The sequence below is a fragment of the Streptomyces sp. NPDC046727 genome (genome assembly GCF_040645635.1).
Taxonomy (GTDB): domain Bacteria; phylum Actinomycetota; class Actinomycetes; order Streptomycetales; family Streptomycetaceae; genus Streptomyces.
The window spans coordinates 89465-103371 of record NZ_JBEYYR010000029.1; the positions used below are offsets into that span (position 1 = coordinate 89465).

Here is a 13907-nt window from a genome sequence, read left to right on the forward strand (position 1 = left end):
GGACTGGATCTACCGGGTTCGGGTCGGTCAGGCTGGATGCATGAAGCCCGAAGCGAACTTCACTGGCCTGTTTGTCCCCTTGGTGACTCCGTTCACCGACGACCTGCGCCTCGCCCCGGACGCGCTCGCCCACCTCGCCGACGAGGCGTTGTCGGCCGGCGGCGCTCGCGGGCTCGTTGCCCTGGGCACCACTGCGGAGGCGGCCACGCTGACCACCGAGGAGAAGCGGGCGGTGGTCCGTATCTGTTCGGCCGCCTGCCGGGCACACGGGGCTCCGCTGATCGTCGGTGTCGGCAGCAACGGCACCGCGGCCGCCATCACGACATTGCGAGAGCTCGCTGAGAGGGGTGACGTCACCGCGGCGCTGGTTACCGTGCCGCCCTACACCCGGCCCGGTGAGGCGGGAACGCTGGCACACTTCACGGCACTCGCCGAATACGGGGGCCTGCCGCTGGTCGTTTACGACATCCCGTACCGCACCAGTCAGCCCCTCAGCACCAGCACTCTGAACGCACTCGGGCATCTACCGGAGGTCGTCGGGGTCAAATATGCGACCGGCCGGATCGACGCAGCCGCGATGGAGCTGCTCGGCTCGCCGGCACCGGGCTTCGCGGTGCTGGGCGGCGATGACGCTGTCATCTCGCCCCTGCTCGCCGCCGGCGCCCGCGGCGGCATCCTGGCGTCAGCCAACGTCCGCACCGCCGACTACGCCGAGCTGATCTCGCTCTGGCAGCGCGACGCTGCCGGACCGGCCCGCAGGCTGGGAGCTGAACTGGCCCGGCTGTCCGCCGCGCTTTTCACCGAGCCGAACCCGACCGTGATCAAGGGAGTGTTGCACGCCCAGGGCCGCATCCCCAGCCCGGCCGTCCGGCTACCGCTGCTGGCCGCCTCCGCCGATTCGGTCGGGCGGGCGACTGACCTGGCCACCGCACTGACGCCCCAGGCCCACCAAGAGACCGCGGCCTGACACGGGCTCGTGGCCACCGGCGGAACCCGGTGGACTTCTGTGCAAGCCGATTGTGCCCACGGGGAGCGCGAACCCCGCCAGTAGCGTTCCCGTGAGGTAGCGTTGGAGCCGCATCCACTTCGGGCGCTGTCTCAAACAGGAGGCGAGAGACCCAGCGGTCAGGACGTAGACCGCGTCGATGCTGAGCGGGATGCTGATCTCGCCCACGCTCGCGCTCCCGTCGAACAAGGCGTCGCCCTTTCGAAGTCTTGGCGGACCTTCCGCAGAAGCCGTCGCTGGTTCAGTGGCGTCGTGGGCGGCACAATCGCGACCATCCTTGACTCGATGCCCTCGTGGGGCGCGATCGCCTTACCGCTTCCCGTTGGTCGGCCCGGTCGGCCCGGAATTTTCATGCAGCTGCAACGATTCGTTCCTCAACTGCCTGCTACACATGGTGAGATGAACCCCTCAGCGCTGTACCGCAGGTTGTACGTGGATCTGGCGCGCGTCGACGCCTCCGCGTGTCGACGCTTCTGACGTCGCTTTCACCCCTTCCCGTGTGCGGCGACCACTCGCGCGTCATTCCTGTACGGCAGCACTGAAAGGGAAAAGCCATGACCACCACTGTCACGAGCCACGACATACGGCGGGCCGGTCCGCGGTTCGGCGCCGAGGTGACCGGCATCGACCTGACGACCGGCGTCGACGACGCAACCGCCGAAGAGCTGCGCCGGGCGTTTCGGGAGCACAAGGTGTTGGTGTTCCGCGGCCAGCACCTCACACCGGAGCAGCACGTCGAGGCCGTACGCATCTTCGCGCAGCCCTTCGACCACCCGACCGCGGTGAAGGACCCCGCCCACCCCCTGGTCTACCCGTACAACGTCCAGCAGACAGGCAAGGCCAGCACGTGGCACATCGGCGGACTGTGGCGGCAGCCGGTCTTCGCGATCGAGTCACTGACCTACGAGGTTGTGCCCGCGCTGGGCGGCCACACCCTGTGGGCCGATCTCCAGGCGGCATACGACGACCTGTCCGAGCCCTTCAAGGAGCTGCTCGAATCGGTCGGCGCGGTCTACGACGCCAACGCGGGGAACTACGCGCAGGGCAGCAAGCGTGTCGCGGTCGAGGAGACCGTCGAGCATCCGGTCGTGCTGACCCACCCCGAGACGGGCCGGAAGGGCCTGTTCATCAGCACCTCGGCGCTCGGCCTGACGGGCGTCACGGCGCAGGAGGGGAAGGTGCTGCTCGACCACCTGCTCAGGCATGCGTCATCGCCCGACTACTCCATCCGTTTCGGCTGGAACGCCGGTGACTTCGTGCTCTGGGACAACCGGGCGACCTGGCACTACGCCGTGGACGACTACGGAGACAGCGCCCGCGTCTACCGCAAGGTCATCGGAGTGGAGCCGGTGCGTCAGCCCACGGCCTGAAACTTCCGGTCGCGGTGACAGACGATCACCGGCCCTTGCGGCGCTGAGGACTCGGCCTTCGGGGCACATCGGATCGACGTCCGTGGCGGCGAAGCCCTGGCCGACCTGAAGCACGCACCCCCTCGACAACGCCGTCCGGGCCGCCCGCGAGGGCCCGGACGCCCGCTTCGCCGGGCGCCGCGCCCACCCTTGTGCGAGGGCCCGGAGATCTCGTTCACGTCCGAGAGTCCGGGGTGATGAGAGTCGGGCGGTGGGCCGGCGGGTACGGCCGAAGTGCATCAGTTCCCACTGGGCTTCCTGGGTGACGGACTCGACCTGGGCGCATCGCGCTCGTGTGTGATCTCCGGGTCACCTACGAAGCGGGTGGTACGCGCCGTCGGACTCGGCGGACAGGCTCGCGCGACCCGGCGGCGCAGTCCCCGGACGTGCTCAGCGGCCCAGGACGACGACCAGGAGAGTGCGGGCGGGCTCGGCTCCGACGAGGCGGCAGCGGTGGGGGATGTCGCCACGATGATGGGCGCTCTGGCCTGCCCGCAGCCGGATCGGTTCCTCGTCGCGCAGTTCCAGGTCGACCTCGCCTTCGAGGACGTAGATGAAGTCCTCCCCGGTGTGCTCGAACCAGCCGCGCTCGCCCTGCCCGGGTGTGAAGTGCTGCTCGTACGCCTCCATGACGTCGCTCTGGCCGCCGGGGATGAGGACGCGGGCGAACTGGCCGGTTCCTTCGGTGACCCGGATGACCTGCGGATCCTCCTCATGAGCCACGGTGTCGCCGGTGCTGGACGGACGCAGGAAGATGCCCGGCGGGAGGGCGAGCGCCTCGGCGATCTTGTAGATCGAGGCGAGGCTCGGAGTCGTCAGGCCCCGCTCCAGCTGGCTGAGGAAGGGCTGGGACAGGCCCGAGCGGGCCGCGAGTTCGGCCATCGGGACACCGAGCCGCTTGCGGTGTCCGCGGATCACGGATCCGACGGCCAGGGACTCGGGGGTCGGGTCGGGTCGGCGCACAGGACCGACGGTAGCGCAGTGGCGGCGGAAGCGGAGGCGTGGGCCGAGAGAGCCCTGGTGAGGCTTCATGGTGCCGACACGCTGCGGCAATAAACCACGCGAATTATTGACGTCGTCAATATCGCTGCCCTGGGGAGACCCGGGGACCCGTCATGAGGAGCCGCGCCATGGCTCGCACAGCACCGCCGCCTCGTCCGGCACGGCCCCCGGACACGGCCGTGCCCCGCTCGCCCCGCAACGGGATCCGAAAGGTTCTCGCCCCCTGCGCGGCACCGCTCACGTCGGCGGTCCTCGTGCTTGCCCTGTGGTGGGCGGCCGCACGGGCCGGCGTGCTCGGCGAGGGTCTCGTCCCCACGCCCTGGCAGACTCTGCGCGCCGCGCATGCGATGTGGGCCGACGGCACGCTCGCCGCCGACCTGCGGGCCAGCCTGGCGCGGGCCGGACAGGGCTTCGCGGCCGGGGCGTCGGCCGGGATCGCGCTCGGGTTCGCGACCGGCCACCACCCCCGCGTCGCGGCACTGGCAGGCCCCGTGATGTCGTTCCTGCGCCCCATCCCGGCCATCGCCCTCGTGCCGCTGGTCACCGCCTGGTTCGGGATCGGCGAGCGGGCCAAGCACTTGGTCATCGCCTACGCCGTCCTCCTCGCCGTATGGCTGTACGTCCACGACGGCGTCGCCCGCGTCCCCGCCGACTATCTCCGCGCGGCCCGCACCCTCGGTGTGCCGGCCTGGCGGAGGATGACCGAGGTCCTGCTTCCGGCGGCCGCCCCGTCGGTCGTGGCGGCACTCCGCTACGGCGCCGGACTCGCCTTCCTGGCCCTGGTGGCCGCGGAGTTGGGCGGTGCACAGAGCGGCATCGCCTACCGCCTCCAGGTCGACGGCCAGTTCCTGCGCACCGGCCACATGTTCGTCGGCCTGATCGAACTCGGACTGCTCGGCGTCCTCGCCGACGCGCTGATCAGCACGGCCGGCCGTCGTCTCGTCCACTGGAGCAGCGGTTCATGAGCGCCGACGTCCGTCTCGAAGGTATCGAAGTCCGCTACGGCGGCTCCCTCGCCCTCTCCGCCACCGACCTGGAGTTCGGCCCCGGCTCCTTCACCTCCCTCCTCGGCCCGACCGGCTGCGGCAAGTCCACGCTGCTGAACACCCTCGCCGGGTTCGTGACCCCGGCCTCCGGCCGGATCCTCGTGGACGGCGCCCCGGTCACCGGACCCGGCCCCGACCGGGGCATGGTCTTCCAGCACTACGCGCTGCTGCCCTGGTTCACCGCCCGCGGCAACGTCGAATTCGCCCTCAAACGCTTTGGTCTGCCCCGCGCCGAGCGCCGTGAGCGCGCCCTCGAGTCACTCGCCGCGGTCGGACTCGCCGACGCCGCCGAGAAGTACCCGGCACAGCTGTCCGGCGGTATGCGGCAACGCGTGGCACTGGCACGGGCTTTGGCCGCCGAACCCCAGGTCCTGCTGATGGACGAGCCGTTCGGCGCTCTCGACGCCCTCACCCGGGCGCGCATGCAGCGACTGCTGACCCAGCTGTGGCAACGCACCCGCACCACCGTCGTCTTCGTCACCCACGACGTCGACGAGGCCCTCGCCCTGTCCCAGCGCGTGATCGTCATGGCCGCGGCTCCGGGACGCGTGATCGCCGACCACCGGCCGACCGACGACGCGGCCCCGGACCGGGCGGCCCCGGACCGGGCGGCCCTCCACCCCCTCCGTGCGCGCATCGTCGCGCAACTCGGCACCGACTCCTGAGGACTCCCATGCGCAGAACACCACGCGGCCCACTGGCCGCCCTACTCGCCCTGACCGCCCTCCTCACCGCCTGCGGCACCGGCACGAAGAGCACGACGGCCACGACCGCCCAGGTCACCATCGCCGGCAGCGACTACCTCGGCGGTGCCCCCGTCTACACCGCCACCGAGAACAAGAACTGGGCGGCCAACCACCTCACCCCGGAACTCCAGTCCTTCGCCACAGGCCGCGACGCCCTCAACGCCGTCCTCGGCGGCCAGGCCCAGTACGCGGTGGTCGGCGACCTGCCCGCCGTATCCGCGATCCTCACCGACCGGAAGATCAAGATCCTCGCCGCCCTGTCCGGCTTCACCGACTGGCGCCTGCTGGCCACCGCCTCCGCCGGCATCACGAGCTTTGCCGACCTCAAGGGAAAGAAGATCGGCCTGCCGGAGGGCACCAACGTCCAGTATGTGCTGAGCGGCATGCTTACCGAGGCAGGTCTGAAGCCGTCCGACGTCACCCTGGTCAACCTCGCCCCGAACCAGGTCACCGCGTCCCTCGCTCGGGGCGACATCGACGCGGGCCTGACCTTCCCCAGCTTCTACGACGCCACGAAGACGACGCTCGGCTCGAAGTACCGCGAACTCCGCTATGACGGCTACACCTACCGCACCCTCCTGATCGCCGCTCCCAGCACGAGCACCGCCACCTCCACCGCGGTCCTGCGCACCCTCACGACTGCGACGAAGACGATGGCCGAGCACCCGGCCGCCGCCCGCAAGGCGGTGATGGCCCAGGCCGCCGGGGCCGTACAGCCCGCATTCGTCAACAGCCACTACGGCTCGTACGACTACGAGGTCACCCTCGACGAACCCCTGCTCAAACTCCTCATCGCCGAGGGCACCTGGGCGAAGTCGACACAGAAGCTGCCGGGGACCCCCGACCGGGCCACCTTCCTCCGGCACATCGACCGCGCGCCGCTCACAGCCGCCGCCCCCACCGCCGTAACTCCCCACTGAAGGACGCCATGACGACCGTCGACCAGAACACCCTGCGCCGCCGAGGCACCGGCCTGCGGGCGCACGACCCCGCCCGCAGCTACGGCGGCCACACCCTCTACACCCCCATCGCGGGCATGGGCGACGTGTACCTCGTGGACATCCACGGCGAGGTCGCCCACCAGTGGACCCTGCCGCATCCACCCGGTCGCCACGCCCAACTCCTTCCCGACGGCACGCTGTTCTACCAGGGAAAGGACACGGAGGCCGGGAACCCGCTCTTCCCGATCTGGGAGGTCTACCACGGCGGCATTTTCCAACTCGTCGCCCCCGACGGCACGTTGCTGCGCGAGGCCCGCCACCTCTATCACCACCATGACGCGAGCCTGCTGGCCAACGGCAACCTGATTCTCCTCGCCGTCGAACCGGTCCCGCCCGCGCTCGCGGCCCGCATCCCCGGCGGGATCCCCGGCACTGAGGCGCCGGACGGCCGTATCTGGGGAGACGTCGTCTACGAGATGACCTGGGACGGCGACATCCTGTGGCGCTGGGCGTCGTTCGAGCAGTTGGACATCGAAGGGACACCGCTGAACCGGCACTTCGCCCGCGAGCACTGGCCGATGGCCAACACGGTCAACGAACTGCGCGACGGCAGCATCATGGTCGGCTTCCGCAGCGCCTCGACGGCCGTCGTCATCGACCGCGCCACTTCACACGTCACCTGGCGGCTGGGGCCGGATGTCCTCGCCCAGCAGCACCACCCCCACGAACTGGACTCCGGCACGATCCTGATCTTCGACAACGGTTCCTACCGCGACGACACGTCCGTTCCCTACTCCCGCGTGATCGAGGTCGACCGCGAGAGCCGGAAGATCGTCTGGTCGTACGAGGACAACCCGCCCCAGAACTTCTACAGCCCCTACATGTCCAGCGCCCAACGCCTCCCGAACGGCAACACCTTCGTCGCCGAGGGCTCCTTCGGCCGCCTCTTCGAAGTCACACCGGACGGCGACATCGTCTGGGAGTACGTCGTCCCGCACTTCGGCACCTTCGGCACCGGCGTCGGCCTGGAGTCCTCCCGCGGCGCCCAGAACGCGGTCTTCCGCGCTCACCGCTACGGACCGCAGTACACGGCCTGGCTCCGGCCTCACGAGGGGAGATGACACAAGAGGTCAGTGTGCCGATCTGCGCAGGTGACAGGCCGTGCAGCGACAGCAGCACCAGCAAACCGCACCGCCGCCTGCCACGGCCCGCAGCAGGCCACGTAACCTCGCGACTCGGTCGCCCGGCGAGGGCCATGCCAATACCCCCCGGCCCAGAAGGCCCCCAACTCCCGTTACGCACAGTACTTCTGGAAACACGCTCACCCCTCAGCCCGACCGAAGGCGAGCGAGCAGCGCGGCCAGTGAGTCGCGCGGTTCCTGCCCGGCCGTGTCGACGACGACGCGGTCGCGGTCCCATGGCTCGTATTCCCGGTCGACGACCTGCTGCCAGTCCGGCAACGTCAGGCCCGGAATGTCGACGGACCGTGAGGTCACGCGGCGCCGGTGTTCAGCCGGGTCGGAGCAGACCACCTCCACCTCGAGGACAGGCACACCCGCTCCGACGGCGGTGGCCCGCCAGGCGTCACGCGTCACACTCAGCGGGTTCACCGACTCCGCGATCACGGCCAGCCCCTGCCGCAGATGCTCCTCGGCCAGGGCGTATCCGACGACGTAACCCACCGGGCCGACGGGGTGCCGTGCCAGCCCGGAGCGGACGATCGCCTGCTCGATGGTGTCCACCCTCAGGTGGACCGCACCGATCCGGGCCGCCAGGAGACGGGCGAGGGTGGTCTTGCCGGCACCGGGCAGGCCGCCCATGACGATGAGCACGGTTCATCCTTTCGCCAGTCGCCGCAGGAGACGCTTGCCGTCGGCGCCGGCGAACCACTCCGCGTGGCCGACGTAGTACTCGTAGGCCAGGCGGGCGTTGTGCGCCGAGCGTGTGACGCCGTGGAAATAGCCGAGCTCGGATAGCGCGAACTCCGCGTGTACCAGCGGCAGCAGTGCGGGGAGCGCGGCTGACTCGTCGGCCGTCAGCGGTCGCACCGAGCGGTAGCCCTCCAGGAGGGCCACGGCGTCCTCCTCACGCACCGGGTAGCCCGGCTGCAGCCATTGGACCGCGTTGCGTTCGATGGCCGTGGCCAGGTCGTGCACGGCGGTGGTCCGATCGCTCATGCCGAAGTCCAGGACCGTGGCCACCTGGCCGTCGGCGTCCCACAGCAGGTTGGAGGCGTGCCAGTCGTTGTGGGTCCACAGCGGGACGAGGCCGCCGAGGTGTGGGGAGAGCCGCTCGTGCAGCGGCACCAGGACGCGTTCGGTGTCCTGGCGCCACGGGAAGCCCTTGAGGGCCTCGGCCAGTTCGGGCCGCTCGGCCACATGTCCTTCCAGAGCGAGCAGGGGCTCGCTGGACGCGAACACCGTGAACGACGCGACCAGCGGCTGCACTCGGCGGCGCGGCGCGTCGAATCCCTCCGCCGCCAGATGCAGCCGGGCCAGTGCCTCGCCGGCCGCTCGCGCGTGCACGGCGGACTGGAACGGCGACCAGGACAGCGCGTCCCGGTACAGGTCCATGCCGACGCCGGCCGAGTGGACCTCGTAGGCCCACTCACCGCGCTCCGCCGTGTCCAGTACCTCCACCACCGGGGCGCCGTGGCGTCGCAGATGACGCAGGAACGCGTGCTCCTCGGCCAGCCCTTCAAGGGTTCGTACGGTGATGTGGTGCCGTTTCACGAACAGGCGCCGCCCGTCCCGTTCGACGACCGCCGCCGCCGACAGCGGACGCGGGCTGCGCCACACCACCCGTGCCGGACCGACGACGTCCGTCACCTCGGCTTCCGTGAGCGGCGCCCAGTCGGGTTCGACCGGGTCGGTGCCCAGGCCGTGTGCCAGAAGTGAACTCATCCTGTGCTCACCGCCGTTGTGCCACGCAGGGACTCCAGGACCCGGCGTTCGGTCGCCGCGAACTCGGATGCGGTGAAGTCCGCCTCGCCGCGCGGGCGGGGGAGTGGCACTTCGATGCGCTCCACGACCGTGGCGGGGCGCGGGGACAGCACATGTACGGTGTCCGCGAGCAGGACCGCCTCGCGGATGTCGTGGGTGACCAGGACGACGGTCCAGCGGTGTCGCTGCCACATGTCGGCCAGCCACAACTGCATCTCGGTCCGGGTGAGCGAGTCCAGTGCGCCGAACGGCTCGTCCAGCAGCAGGACCGGCCGCTCCAGCACCACTGTGCGCAACAGCGCTGCTCGCTGCCGCATACCGCCGCTGAGCTGGGACGGATACGCCTTCTGGAAGCCGTCGAGCCCGAAGTCGGCGAACAGCGCGTCGGCCCGCGCCCGCGCCTCCCTCTTCCTCACCCCCTGGGCCTCAAGGCCGAGTGCCGTGTTGTCGAGGACCGTCCGCCACGGGAACAGCAGGTCCTTCTGCGGCATGTAGGCGACCTTGCCGGACTCCACTGAGGCCGGTTCGCCCTCCACCAGCACCTGTCCCGACGTGGGTCGGTCGAGGCCGGAGACCAGGTTGAACAGGGTGCTCTTGCCGGAACCGCTCGGCCCGATGACCGCCGCGAACTCGGCCGTTTCGACGGAGAGTTCGAGGTCCCGCAGAACCTCCAGGTCGTCGAAGGACTTGCCCACACCCTCGATGCGCAGACTGCTCACTCGCCCACCTTTCGCTCCCACGGCAGCACCAGCCGCTGCAGCAGATACGTGGCCCCGAACAGCGCGATACTCAACGCCGCCGTCACCCCCACCGCCGCGAACACCAGGTCCGTTCGGAACGCGCTCTTCTGCGCCTGCATATAGATCCCGAGTCCCGCCTCGGCGCCCGCGTACTCGGCGAAGACGGCGCCGACGACGGCGTAGGTGATGCTCACCCTCAGGCCCGCGAAGAAGTACGGCATCGCGCTCGGCACCCGCACCAGACGGAAGGCCCGCCACGGGCCCGCGCCCAGGGAGCGGAGCAGCCGCATCGCCTCGCGGTCGGTCGCCGCGAAGCCGGCGGCCAAGTTGGCGGCCAGGGGGAAGAACGTCGTCAGCGTCACCACCAGCATCTTCGGCAGCAGCCCGAAGCCGAACCAGATGATCATCAGTGGCGCCACTGCGACGATCGGGATCGTCTGTGAGGCGACCAGCAGCGGGTACAGGCCGCGGCGGGCCGCCGCGGAGAAGTCCAGCAGGACCGCGACCAGCCAGGCCGCCGCGAAGGAGAGCGCGAAGCCGAGCAGGGTTTCCTGGAGGGTCGGCAGCGTCTGTGCCCACAGGTCCGCGCGGTTCGCCCAGCCCTGCTCGACGACGCGTGCGGGCGACGGCAGTGTCATCGGATCGACCCCGCCGGCGGTGACGTACAGTTGCCAGCCGCCGACCACCACGGCCAGCACCAGCAGCGGCGGCCACAACGACCGCAGCAGCGGCCTCACTTGGCGGCCGGGAGGTAGTCGTTACTGAAGAAGGCCGAGGCGTCCGGGGCCTTCGTCAGCTTCTTGCCGTCTCCGTCGACCAGCAGTCCGGCCTTGTACTCGAAGTCGGCGAAGCCCTGCCAGCGCTCGGCGCTCTGGGTGCCGATCGTGCCGTCCGCGCCCTTGTAGTACTCCTTGGCCAGCAGCGCCTCGCTCTTCTTCACCAGCTCGGTGTTGGTGAGCACACTCCTGTTCTCGGCGATCAGCAGGTCGGCCGCCTTGCCGGGGTTGTCGGCGGCGTAGCGGTAACCCTTGTCGAGGGCCGCCACGAACTTCTTCGCGACCGCCGGGTTCTTCTTCAGGAACTGGTCGGAGGACGCGACGAGCGTCGAGTAGATCGCCGGGAAGCCGTAGTCGGAGAGCTGGAAGTTCTTGAGCGGCTTGCCGCTCAGCTCCGCCTCCAGGCCCTCCCACGTCGGCATCGGCATCGCGAAGTCGGCCTTGTCCGCGTAAAGCGCCGCGTACGCAGAGGTGTTGAGGGTGATCTGCTTGAAGTCGCCCTTGCCGCCCGCGTTCCGGATGACCTTCTGCAGCAGCGGCTCCTCGTAGGGGGCGCCGAAACCGGCGTATGTCTTGCCGTCGAGATCCTTCGGAGAGTCGATGTCGTCGCGGCCCGCGCGCACGGCGATGGTGACGTTCGTCTTCTGCGTGATGGCGTAGACGGAGGTGATGTCGGCACCGGCCGCCCGTGCGGTCGTCACGCCCTCCTGGTAGGAGATGCCGAAGTCGGCCTTGTGGTTCGCGAGCAGCGTCTCGGGCGCGGTGGAGCCGTACGGCACGATCCTCAGGTCGATCCCGGCGTCCTTGAACCAGCCCTTGGCCCGGGCGACGTAGATGCCGGTGTGGTTGGTGTTGGGCGTCCAGTCCAGGGCGAGGGTGACGGTCGTGGTGCCGTCCTTCGCGGCGGCCGAGGAGTCGGCCTGGCATCCCGTGGTGACGGCGAGCAGGGAGGTCGCGGCTATCGCGGACAGCAGGGTACGGCGGTGCATGACGGGTCCTTCGTACGGAGGGAAGACAGGCTGTGCGAGGCGGTCACGCCCGACACAGCGCGCTGGCCACCCGCTTGAAGTCGACGGCGAGCCGCCGGGTCAGAAACGTCACGCGGCCACGTCCAGCAGGCCGTTGGTGAAGGACCTGTCCCAGTCGCGATCGTGCGCGATCGCGCCGTTCTCCGCGAGCCAGTGCGCGTAGGGGCCCATCCGGCTCTCGTCGATGACGCCCCAACGGCCGTTCGGGTTCGTCCAGGTGGGGGCGATCAGCGCGAGCGAGCGGGCGATGAGCGGGCGCGGGAAGTACGGGATCACGCCCTCCATCAGCGTCAGGGTGTCGTCCTGCTCACGGGCGGCGGCGGCATAGCCCCGGGCCGTGACGGCGAGGAAGTCCCGTACGAGGGAAGGCCGTTCGGCGAGCAGGGACTCGCTCGTACCCAGCAGGTAGCTGTGGTAGCGGGGTGCGCCGATCTCGTCCACCGGCCAGGTCACCCGCCGCTCCTCGGGCAGGTCGCCGCGCAGGGCGTCCCAGGACCAGTAGGTGCCGAAGGTGGCGTCGGCCTCGCCGGCCTCGATGTCGTCCACGGTCAGTTCGCGGGTGCCTGCGTCGACGAGGAGCACGGCACCCGGGTCGCCGCCGTCGGCCGCGACCAGGTGCCGGACCATGGCACGGCCGCGCGGGGTCGGGTTGAGGGCGAGCCGTCGGCCCGCGAGGTCACGGGGACGGGTGATGCCGGTCGAGGTCGTGGTCTGGATCGCCTCCAGGCCCCGGTGGTTGACCGCGGCCACCGCGATCAGCGGCTGACCCTGCGTGGCGCGGCGGGCGAGCAGCCGGTTCGGCGGGAAGATCCCGAAGTCCACCTCGCCTCGCGCCAGGTATTCCAGCGTGTCACCGCGTCCCGGATCCTGGACGACCAGTTCCACGTCGAGCCCGGCCTCGGTGAACCAGCCACGGGCACGGGAGACGTACAGACCGGCGGAATTCGGCCAAGGGTGGAAATAGTCGAGCATGACCCGGATGTGCGGCATGGGGGTACTCCGAAGAGGGTGCGCGAGAGCGCGTGGCGGACGGCGAGAGGGGTATGAGGAGTGTCAGCGACAACAACAGGAGCAGCGCACCGGGGTGTGGGACACCGGTCGCTTCGGCTCGACTGCTGCGGACACGTGAACTCCTACGCGGGACGCCTGGATGGCGTGGTTGGTGCGGTCGGCGTCCCCATGGGGACCGCGTTCGAACGAACGGATCCCAGACGCCCTCTCAGCCCAGCCGGGTAGGGGCTCCCGCGTAGATGGCCGAAACCATAACGGCATGCCCGGGGTGCTGTGCAAGCGCGGTCCGAAATATGGGATGACCATGCTCGATAGGCAAGACGCCCAGCTCACGGGCGTACTATCGGCCGCTATGACCTCCCTGCTGCCCGGCCCCCTGGTCGACGACACCTGGCTCGCCGACCGCCTCGACGACCCGCGTGTGGTCGTCCTCGACGCCACCGCCCTGCTGCCCTCGCCCCGGCATGACGGCGACTACCGGTGTGCGAGCGGCCGGGCCGCCTGGGCCGAGCGGCACCTCCCCGGCTCCCGCCACGCCGACCTGATCGGCGATTTCTCCGACCACGACGCGCCGTACCACTTCGCCGTGCCGTCCCCCGACGCCCTCGCCGCCGCGCTCGCCCGGCTCGGCGTGGGGGAGGGCGACGCGGTCGTGGCGTACGACAGCGGTGGGGGCATCTGGGCGGCCCGGCTGTGGTGGATGCTGCGGGCGATCTCCGTGCCGGCGGCCGTCCTCGACGGTGGCCTGGAGGCGTGGCAGACGGCCGGGCGTCCGCTCGTCAGCGGCGACGACACCGGCCGGGCTCCGGTCGTGCCGCATCTGACCCCGCTCCCGCGTGCCGAACTGTGGGTGGGGATCGAGGAAGTGGCCGCCATCAGCCGCGGCGACCGTCCCGGCACACTGGTGTGCGCCCTGCCGGCCGGCGGCTTCGACGGCTCCGCCCCCACCCGCTACAGCCGCCGCGGCCACATCCCCGGCAGCCGGAGTCTTCCGGGCCGTCAGCTGCTCGACTCCGTGGGCCGCGTGCTGCCCGGCCCCGAACTCGCCGCTCGGGTCGGCGCGGTCCTCCACGGCGCCGACTCGCCGGTCGTCCTGTACTGCGGCGGCGGCATCTCGGCCGCGGCCACGGCGCTCGCCCTCACCCTGCTCGGCCGGGACGACATCGCCGTCTACGACGGCTCGCTGGAGGAGTGGTCCAAGGATCCGGCGCTGCCGCTGGAACTCGGCGGCTGAGTCGGTCGGCGGGCTGGGATCTCCCC

14 protein-coding genes and 1 pseudogene are annotated in these 13907 nt (G+C 70.4%); 8 read left to right on the plus strand and 7 right to left on the minus strand.

The genetic code is table 11. The features are described 5' to 3' along the window. Positions 1–40: 40 nt before the first annotated feature. The 3 genes and pseudogenes from ABZ937_RS29935 (at position 41) to ABZ937_RS29945 (ending at position 2376) form a co-directional block, all read left to right on the plus strand. The gene (locus ABZ937_RS29935; RefSeq protein ID WP_361696433.1) at positions 41–967 is read left to right on the plus strand and encodes a dihydrodipicolinate synthase family protein; all 927 of its coding nucleotides are present in this window, start codon (positions 41–43) and stop codon (positions 965–967) included. 198 nt (positions 968–1165) lie between these two features. Next, positions 1166–1240 (plus strand): annotated as a pseudogene (locus tag ABZ937_RS29940) (IS5/IS1182 family transposase); the annotation flags it as partial. Between the two features lie 320 nt (positions 1241–1560). Next, positions 1561–2376 carry a TauD/TfdA family dioxygenase gene (locus ABZ937_RS29945; protein ID WP_361696434.1) on the plus strand — a complete coding sequence of 272 codons (816 nt, stop codon included), beginning with the start codon at positions 1561–1563 and terminating at the stop codon, positions 2374–2376. A 429-nt stretch (positions 2377–2805) separates the two neighbouring features. Here ABZ937_RS29945 and ABZ937_RS29950 read toward each other — a convergent pair whose 3' ends face one another. After that, a complete protein-coding gene (locus tag ABZ937_RS29950) occupies positions 2806–3378 on the minus strand; it encodes an XRE family transcriptional regulator (protein WP_361696435.1) in 573 nt (190 codons plus the stop codon). Between the two features lie 167 nt (positions 3379–3545). Between ABZ937_RS29950 and ABZ937_RS29955 the strand changes: the two genes are divergently transcribed. Genes ABZ937_RS29955 through ABZ937_RS29970 form a run of 4 tightly spaced genes read left to right on the plus strand, consistent with a single transcriptional unit; the run spans position 3546 to position 7271 of the window. After that, entirely contained in the window at positions 3546–4382 is an 837-nt protein-coding gene (locus tag ABZ937_RS29955) for an ABC transporter permease (RefSeq protein WP_361696436.1), read from the plus strand. After that, positions 4379–5128: an ABC transporter ATP-binding protein gene (locus ABZ937_RS29960; protein WP_361696437.1), complete on the plus strand. Its 750-nt coding sequence runs from the start codon at positions 4379–4381 to the stop codon at positions 5126–5128. Before ABZ937_RS29955 ends, ABZ937_RS29960 begins: the two co-directional genes overlap by 4 nt. 8 nt (positions 5129–5136) lie before the next feature. Next, the gene (locus ABZ937_RS29965) at positions 5137–6129 is read left to right on the plus strand and encodes an NrtA/SsuA/CpmA family ABC transporter substrate-binding protein (protein WP_361696438.1); all 993 of its coding nucleotides are present in this window, start codon (positions 5137–5139) and stop codon (positions 6127–6129) included. A gap of 8 nt (positions 6130–6137) precedes the next feature. Then, positions 6138–7271 carry an aryl-sulfate sulfotransferase gene (locus tag ABZ937_RS29970; protein ID WP_361696439.1) on the plus strand — a complete coding sequence of 378 codons (1134 nt, stop codon included), beginning with the start codon at positions 6138–6140 and terminating at the stop codon, positions 7269–7271. A gap of 207 nt (positions 7272–7478) precedes the next feature. On the opposite strand, the gene ABZ937_RS29975 is transcribed toward ABZ937_RS29970, so the two are convergent. The 6 genes from ABZ937_RS29975 to ABZ937_RS30000 form a co-directional block, all read right to left on the minus strand. Continuing rightward, positions 7479–7982 carry an AAA family ATPase gene (locus ABZ937_RS29975; RefSeq protein WP_361696440.1) on the minus strand — a complete coding sequence of 168 codons (504 nt, stop codon included), beginning with the start codon at positions 7980–7982 and terminating at the stop codon, positions 7479–7481. A gap of 3 nt (positions 7983–7985) precedes the next feature. Continuing rightward, complete coding sequence (locus ABZ937_RS29980; RefSeq protein ID WP_361696441.1) at positions 7986–9053, minus strand: phosphotransferase; 1068 nt, start codon at positions 9051–9053, stop codon at positions 7986–7988. Then, positions 9050–9811 (minus strand): ABC transporter ATP-binding protein, encoded by a 762-nt coding sequence (locus ABZ937_RS29985; protein WP_361696442.1) that lies wholly within the window; start codon positions 9809–9811, stop codon positions 9050–9052. The genes ABZ937_RS29980 and ABZ937_RS29985 overlap by 4 nt, the downstream gene beginning before the upstream one ends. After that, positions 9808–10569 carry an ABC transporter permease gene (locus tag ABZ937_RS29990; protein WP_361696443.1) on the minus strand — a complete coding sequence of 254 codons (762 nt, stop codon included), beginning with the start codon at positions 10567–10569 and terminating at the stop codon, positions 9808–9810. The genes ABZ937_RS29985 and ABZ937_RS29990 overlap by 4 nt, the downstream gene beginning before the upstream one ends. Next, positions 10566–11597, minus strand: coding sequence for an ABC transporter substrate-binding protein (locus ABZ937_RS29995; RefSeq protein WP_361696444.1), 1032 nt, complete (start codon positions 11595–11597; stop codon positions 10566–10568). The genes ABZ937_RS29990 and ABZ937_RS29995 overlap by 4 nt, the downstream gene beginning before the upstream one ends. Before the next feature lie 108 nt (positions 11598–11705). Continuing rightward, entirely contained in the window at positions 11706–12626 is a 921-nt protein-coding gene (locus ABZ937_RS30000; RefSeq protein WP_361696445.1) for an ABC transporter substrate-binding protein, read from the minus strand. A 373-nt stretch (positions 12627–12999) separates the two neighbouring features. Here ABZ937_RS30000 and ABZ937_RS30005 point away from each other — a divergent pair, with 373 nt between their 5' ends. Further along, on the plus strand, positions 13000–13881 hold the full coding sequence (locus tag ABZ937_RS30005) for a rhodanese-like domain-containing protein (RefSeq protein ID WP_361696446.1): 882 nt from the start codon (positions 13000–13002) through the stop codon (positions 13879–13881). Positions 13882–13907 lie beyond the last annotated feature (26 nt).

Excerpts from the sequence above, each read along its gene's own strand:
- ABZ937_RS29935 (WP_361696433.1), top strand. The coding sequence starts at position 41 with ATGAAGCCCGAAGCGAACTTCACTGGCCTGTTTGTCCCCTTGGTGACT.
- ABZ937_RS29945 (WP_361696434.1), top strand. The coding sequence starts at position 1,561 with ATGACCACCACTGTCACGAGCCACGACATACGGCGGGCCGGTCCGCGG.
- ABZ937_RS29955 (WP_361696436.1), top strand. The coding sequence starts at position 3,546 with ATGGCTCGCACAGCACCGCCGCCTCGTCCGGCACGGCCCCCGGACACG.
- ABZ937_RS29960 (WP_361696437.1), top strand. The coding sequence starts at position 4,379 with ATGAGCGCCGACGTCCGTCTCGAAGGTATCGAAGTCCGCTACGGCGGC.
- ABZ937_RS29965 (WP_361696438.1), top strand. The coding sequence starts at position 5,137 with ATGCGCAGAACACCACGCGGCCCACTGGCCGCCCTACTCGCCCTGACC.
- ABZ937_RS29970 (WP_361696439.1), top strand. The coding sequence starts at position 6,138 with ATGACGACCGTCGACCAGAACACCCTGCGCCGCCGAGGCACCGGCCTG.
- ABZ937_RS29980 (WP_361696441.1), bottom strand. The coding sequence starts at position 9,053 with ATGAGTTCACTTCTGGCACACGGCCTGGGCACCGACCCGGTCGAACCC.
- ABZ937_RS29995 (WP_361696444.1), bottom strand. The coding sequence starts at position 11,597 with ATGCACCGCCGTACCCTGCTGTCCGCGATAGCCGCGACCTCCCTGCTC.
- ABZ937_RS30000 (WP_361696445.1), bottom strand. The coding sequence starts at position 12,626 with ATGCCGCACATCCGGGTCATGCTCGACTATTTCCACCCTTGGCCGAAT.
- ABZ937_RS30005 (WP_361696446.1), top strand. The coding sequence starts at position 13,000 with ATGACCTCCCTGCTGCCCGGCCCCCTGGTCGACGACACCTGGCTCGCC.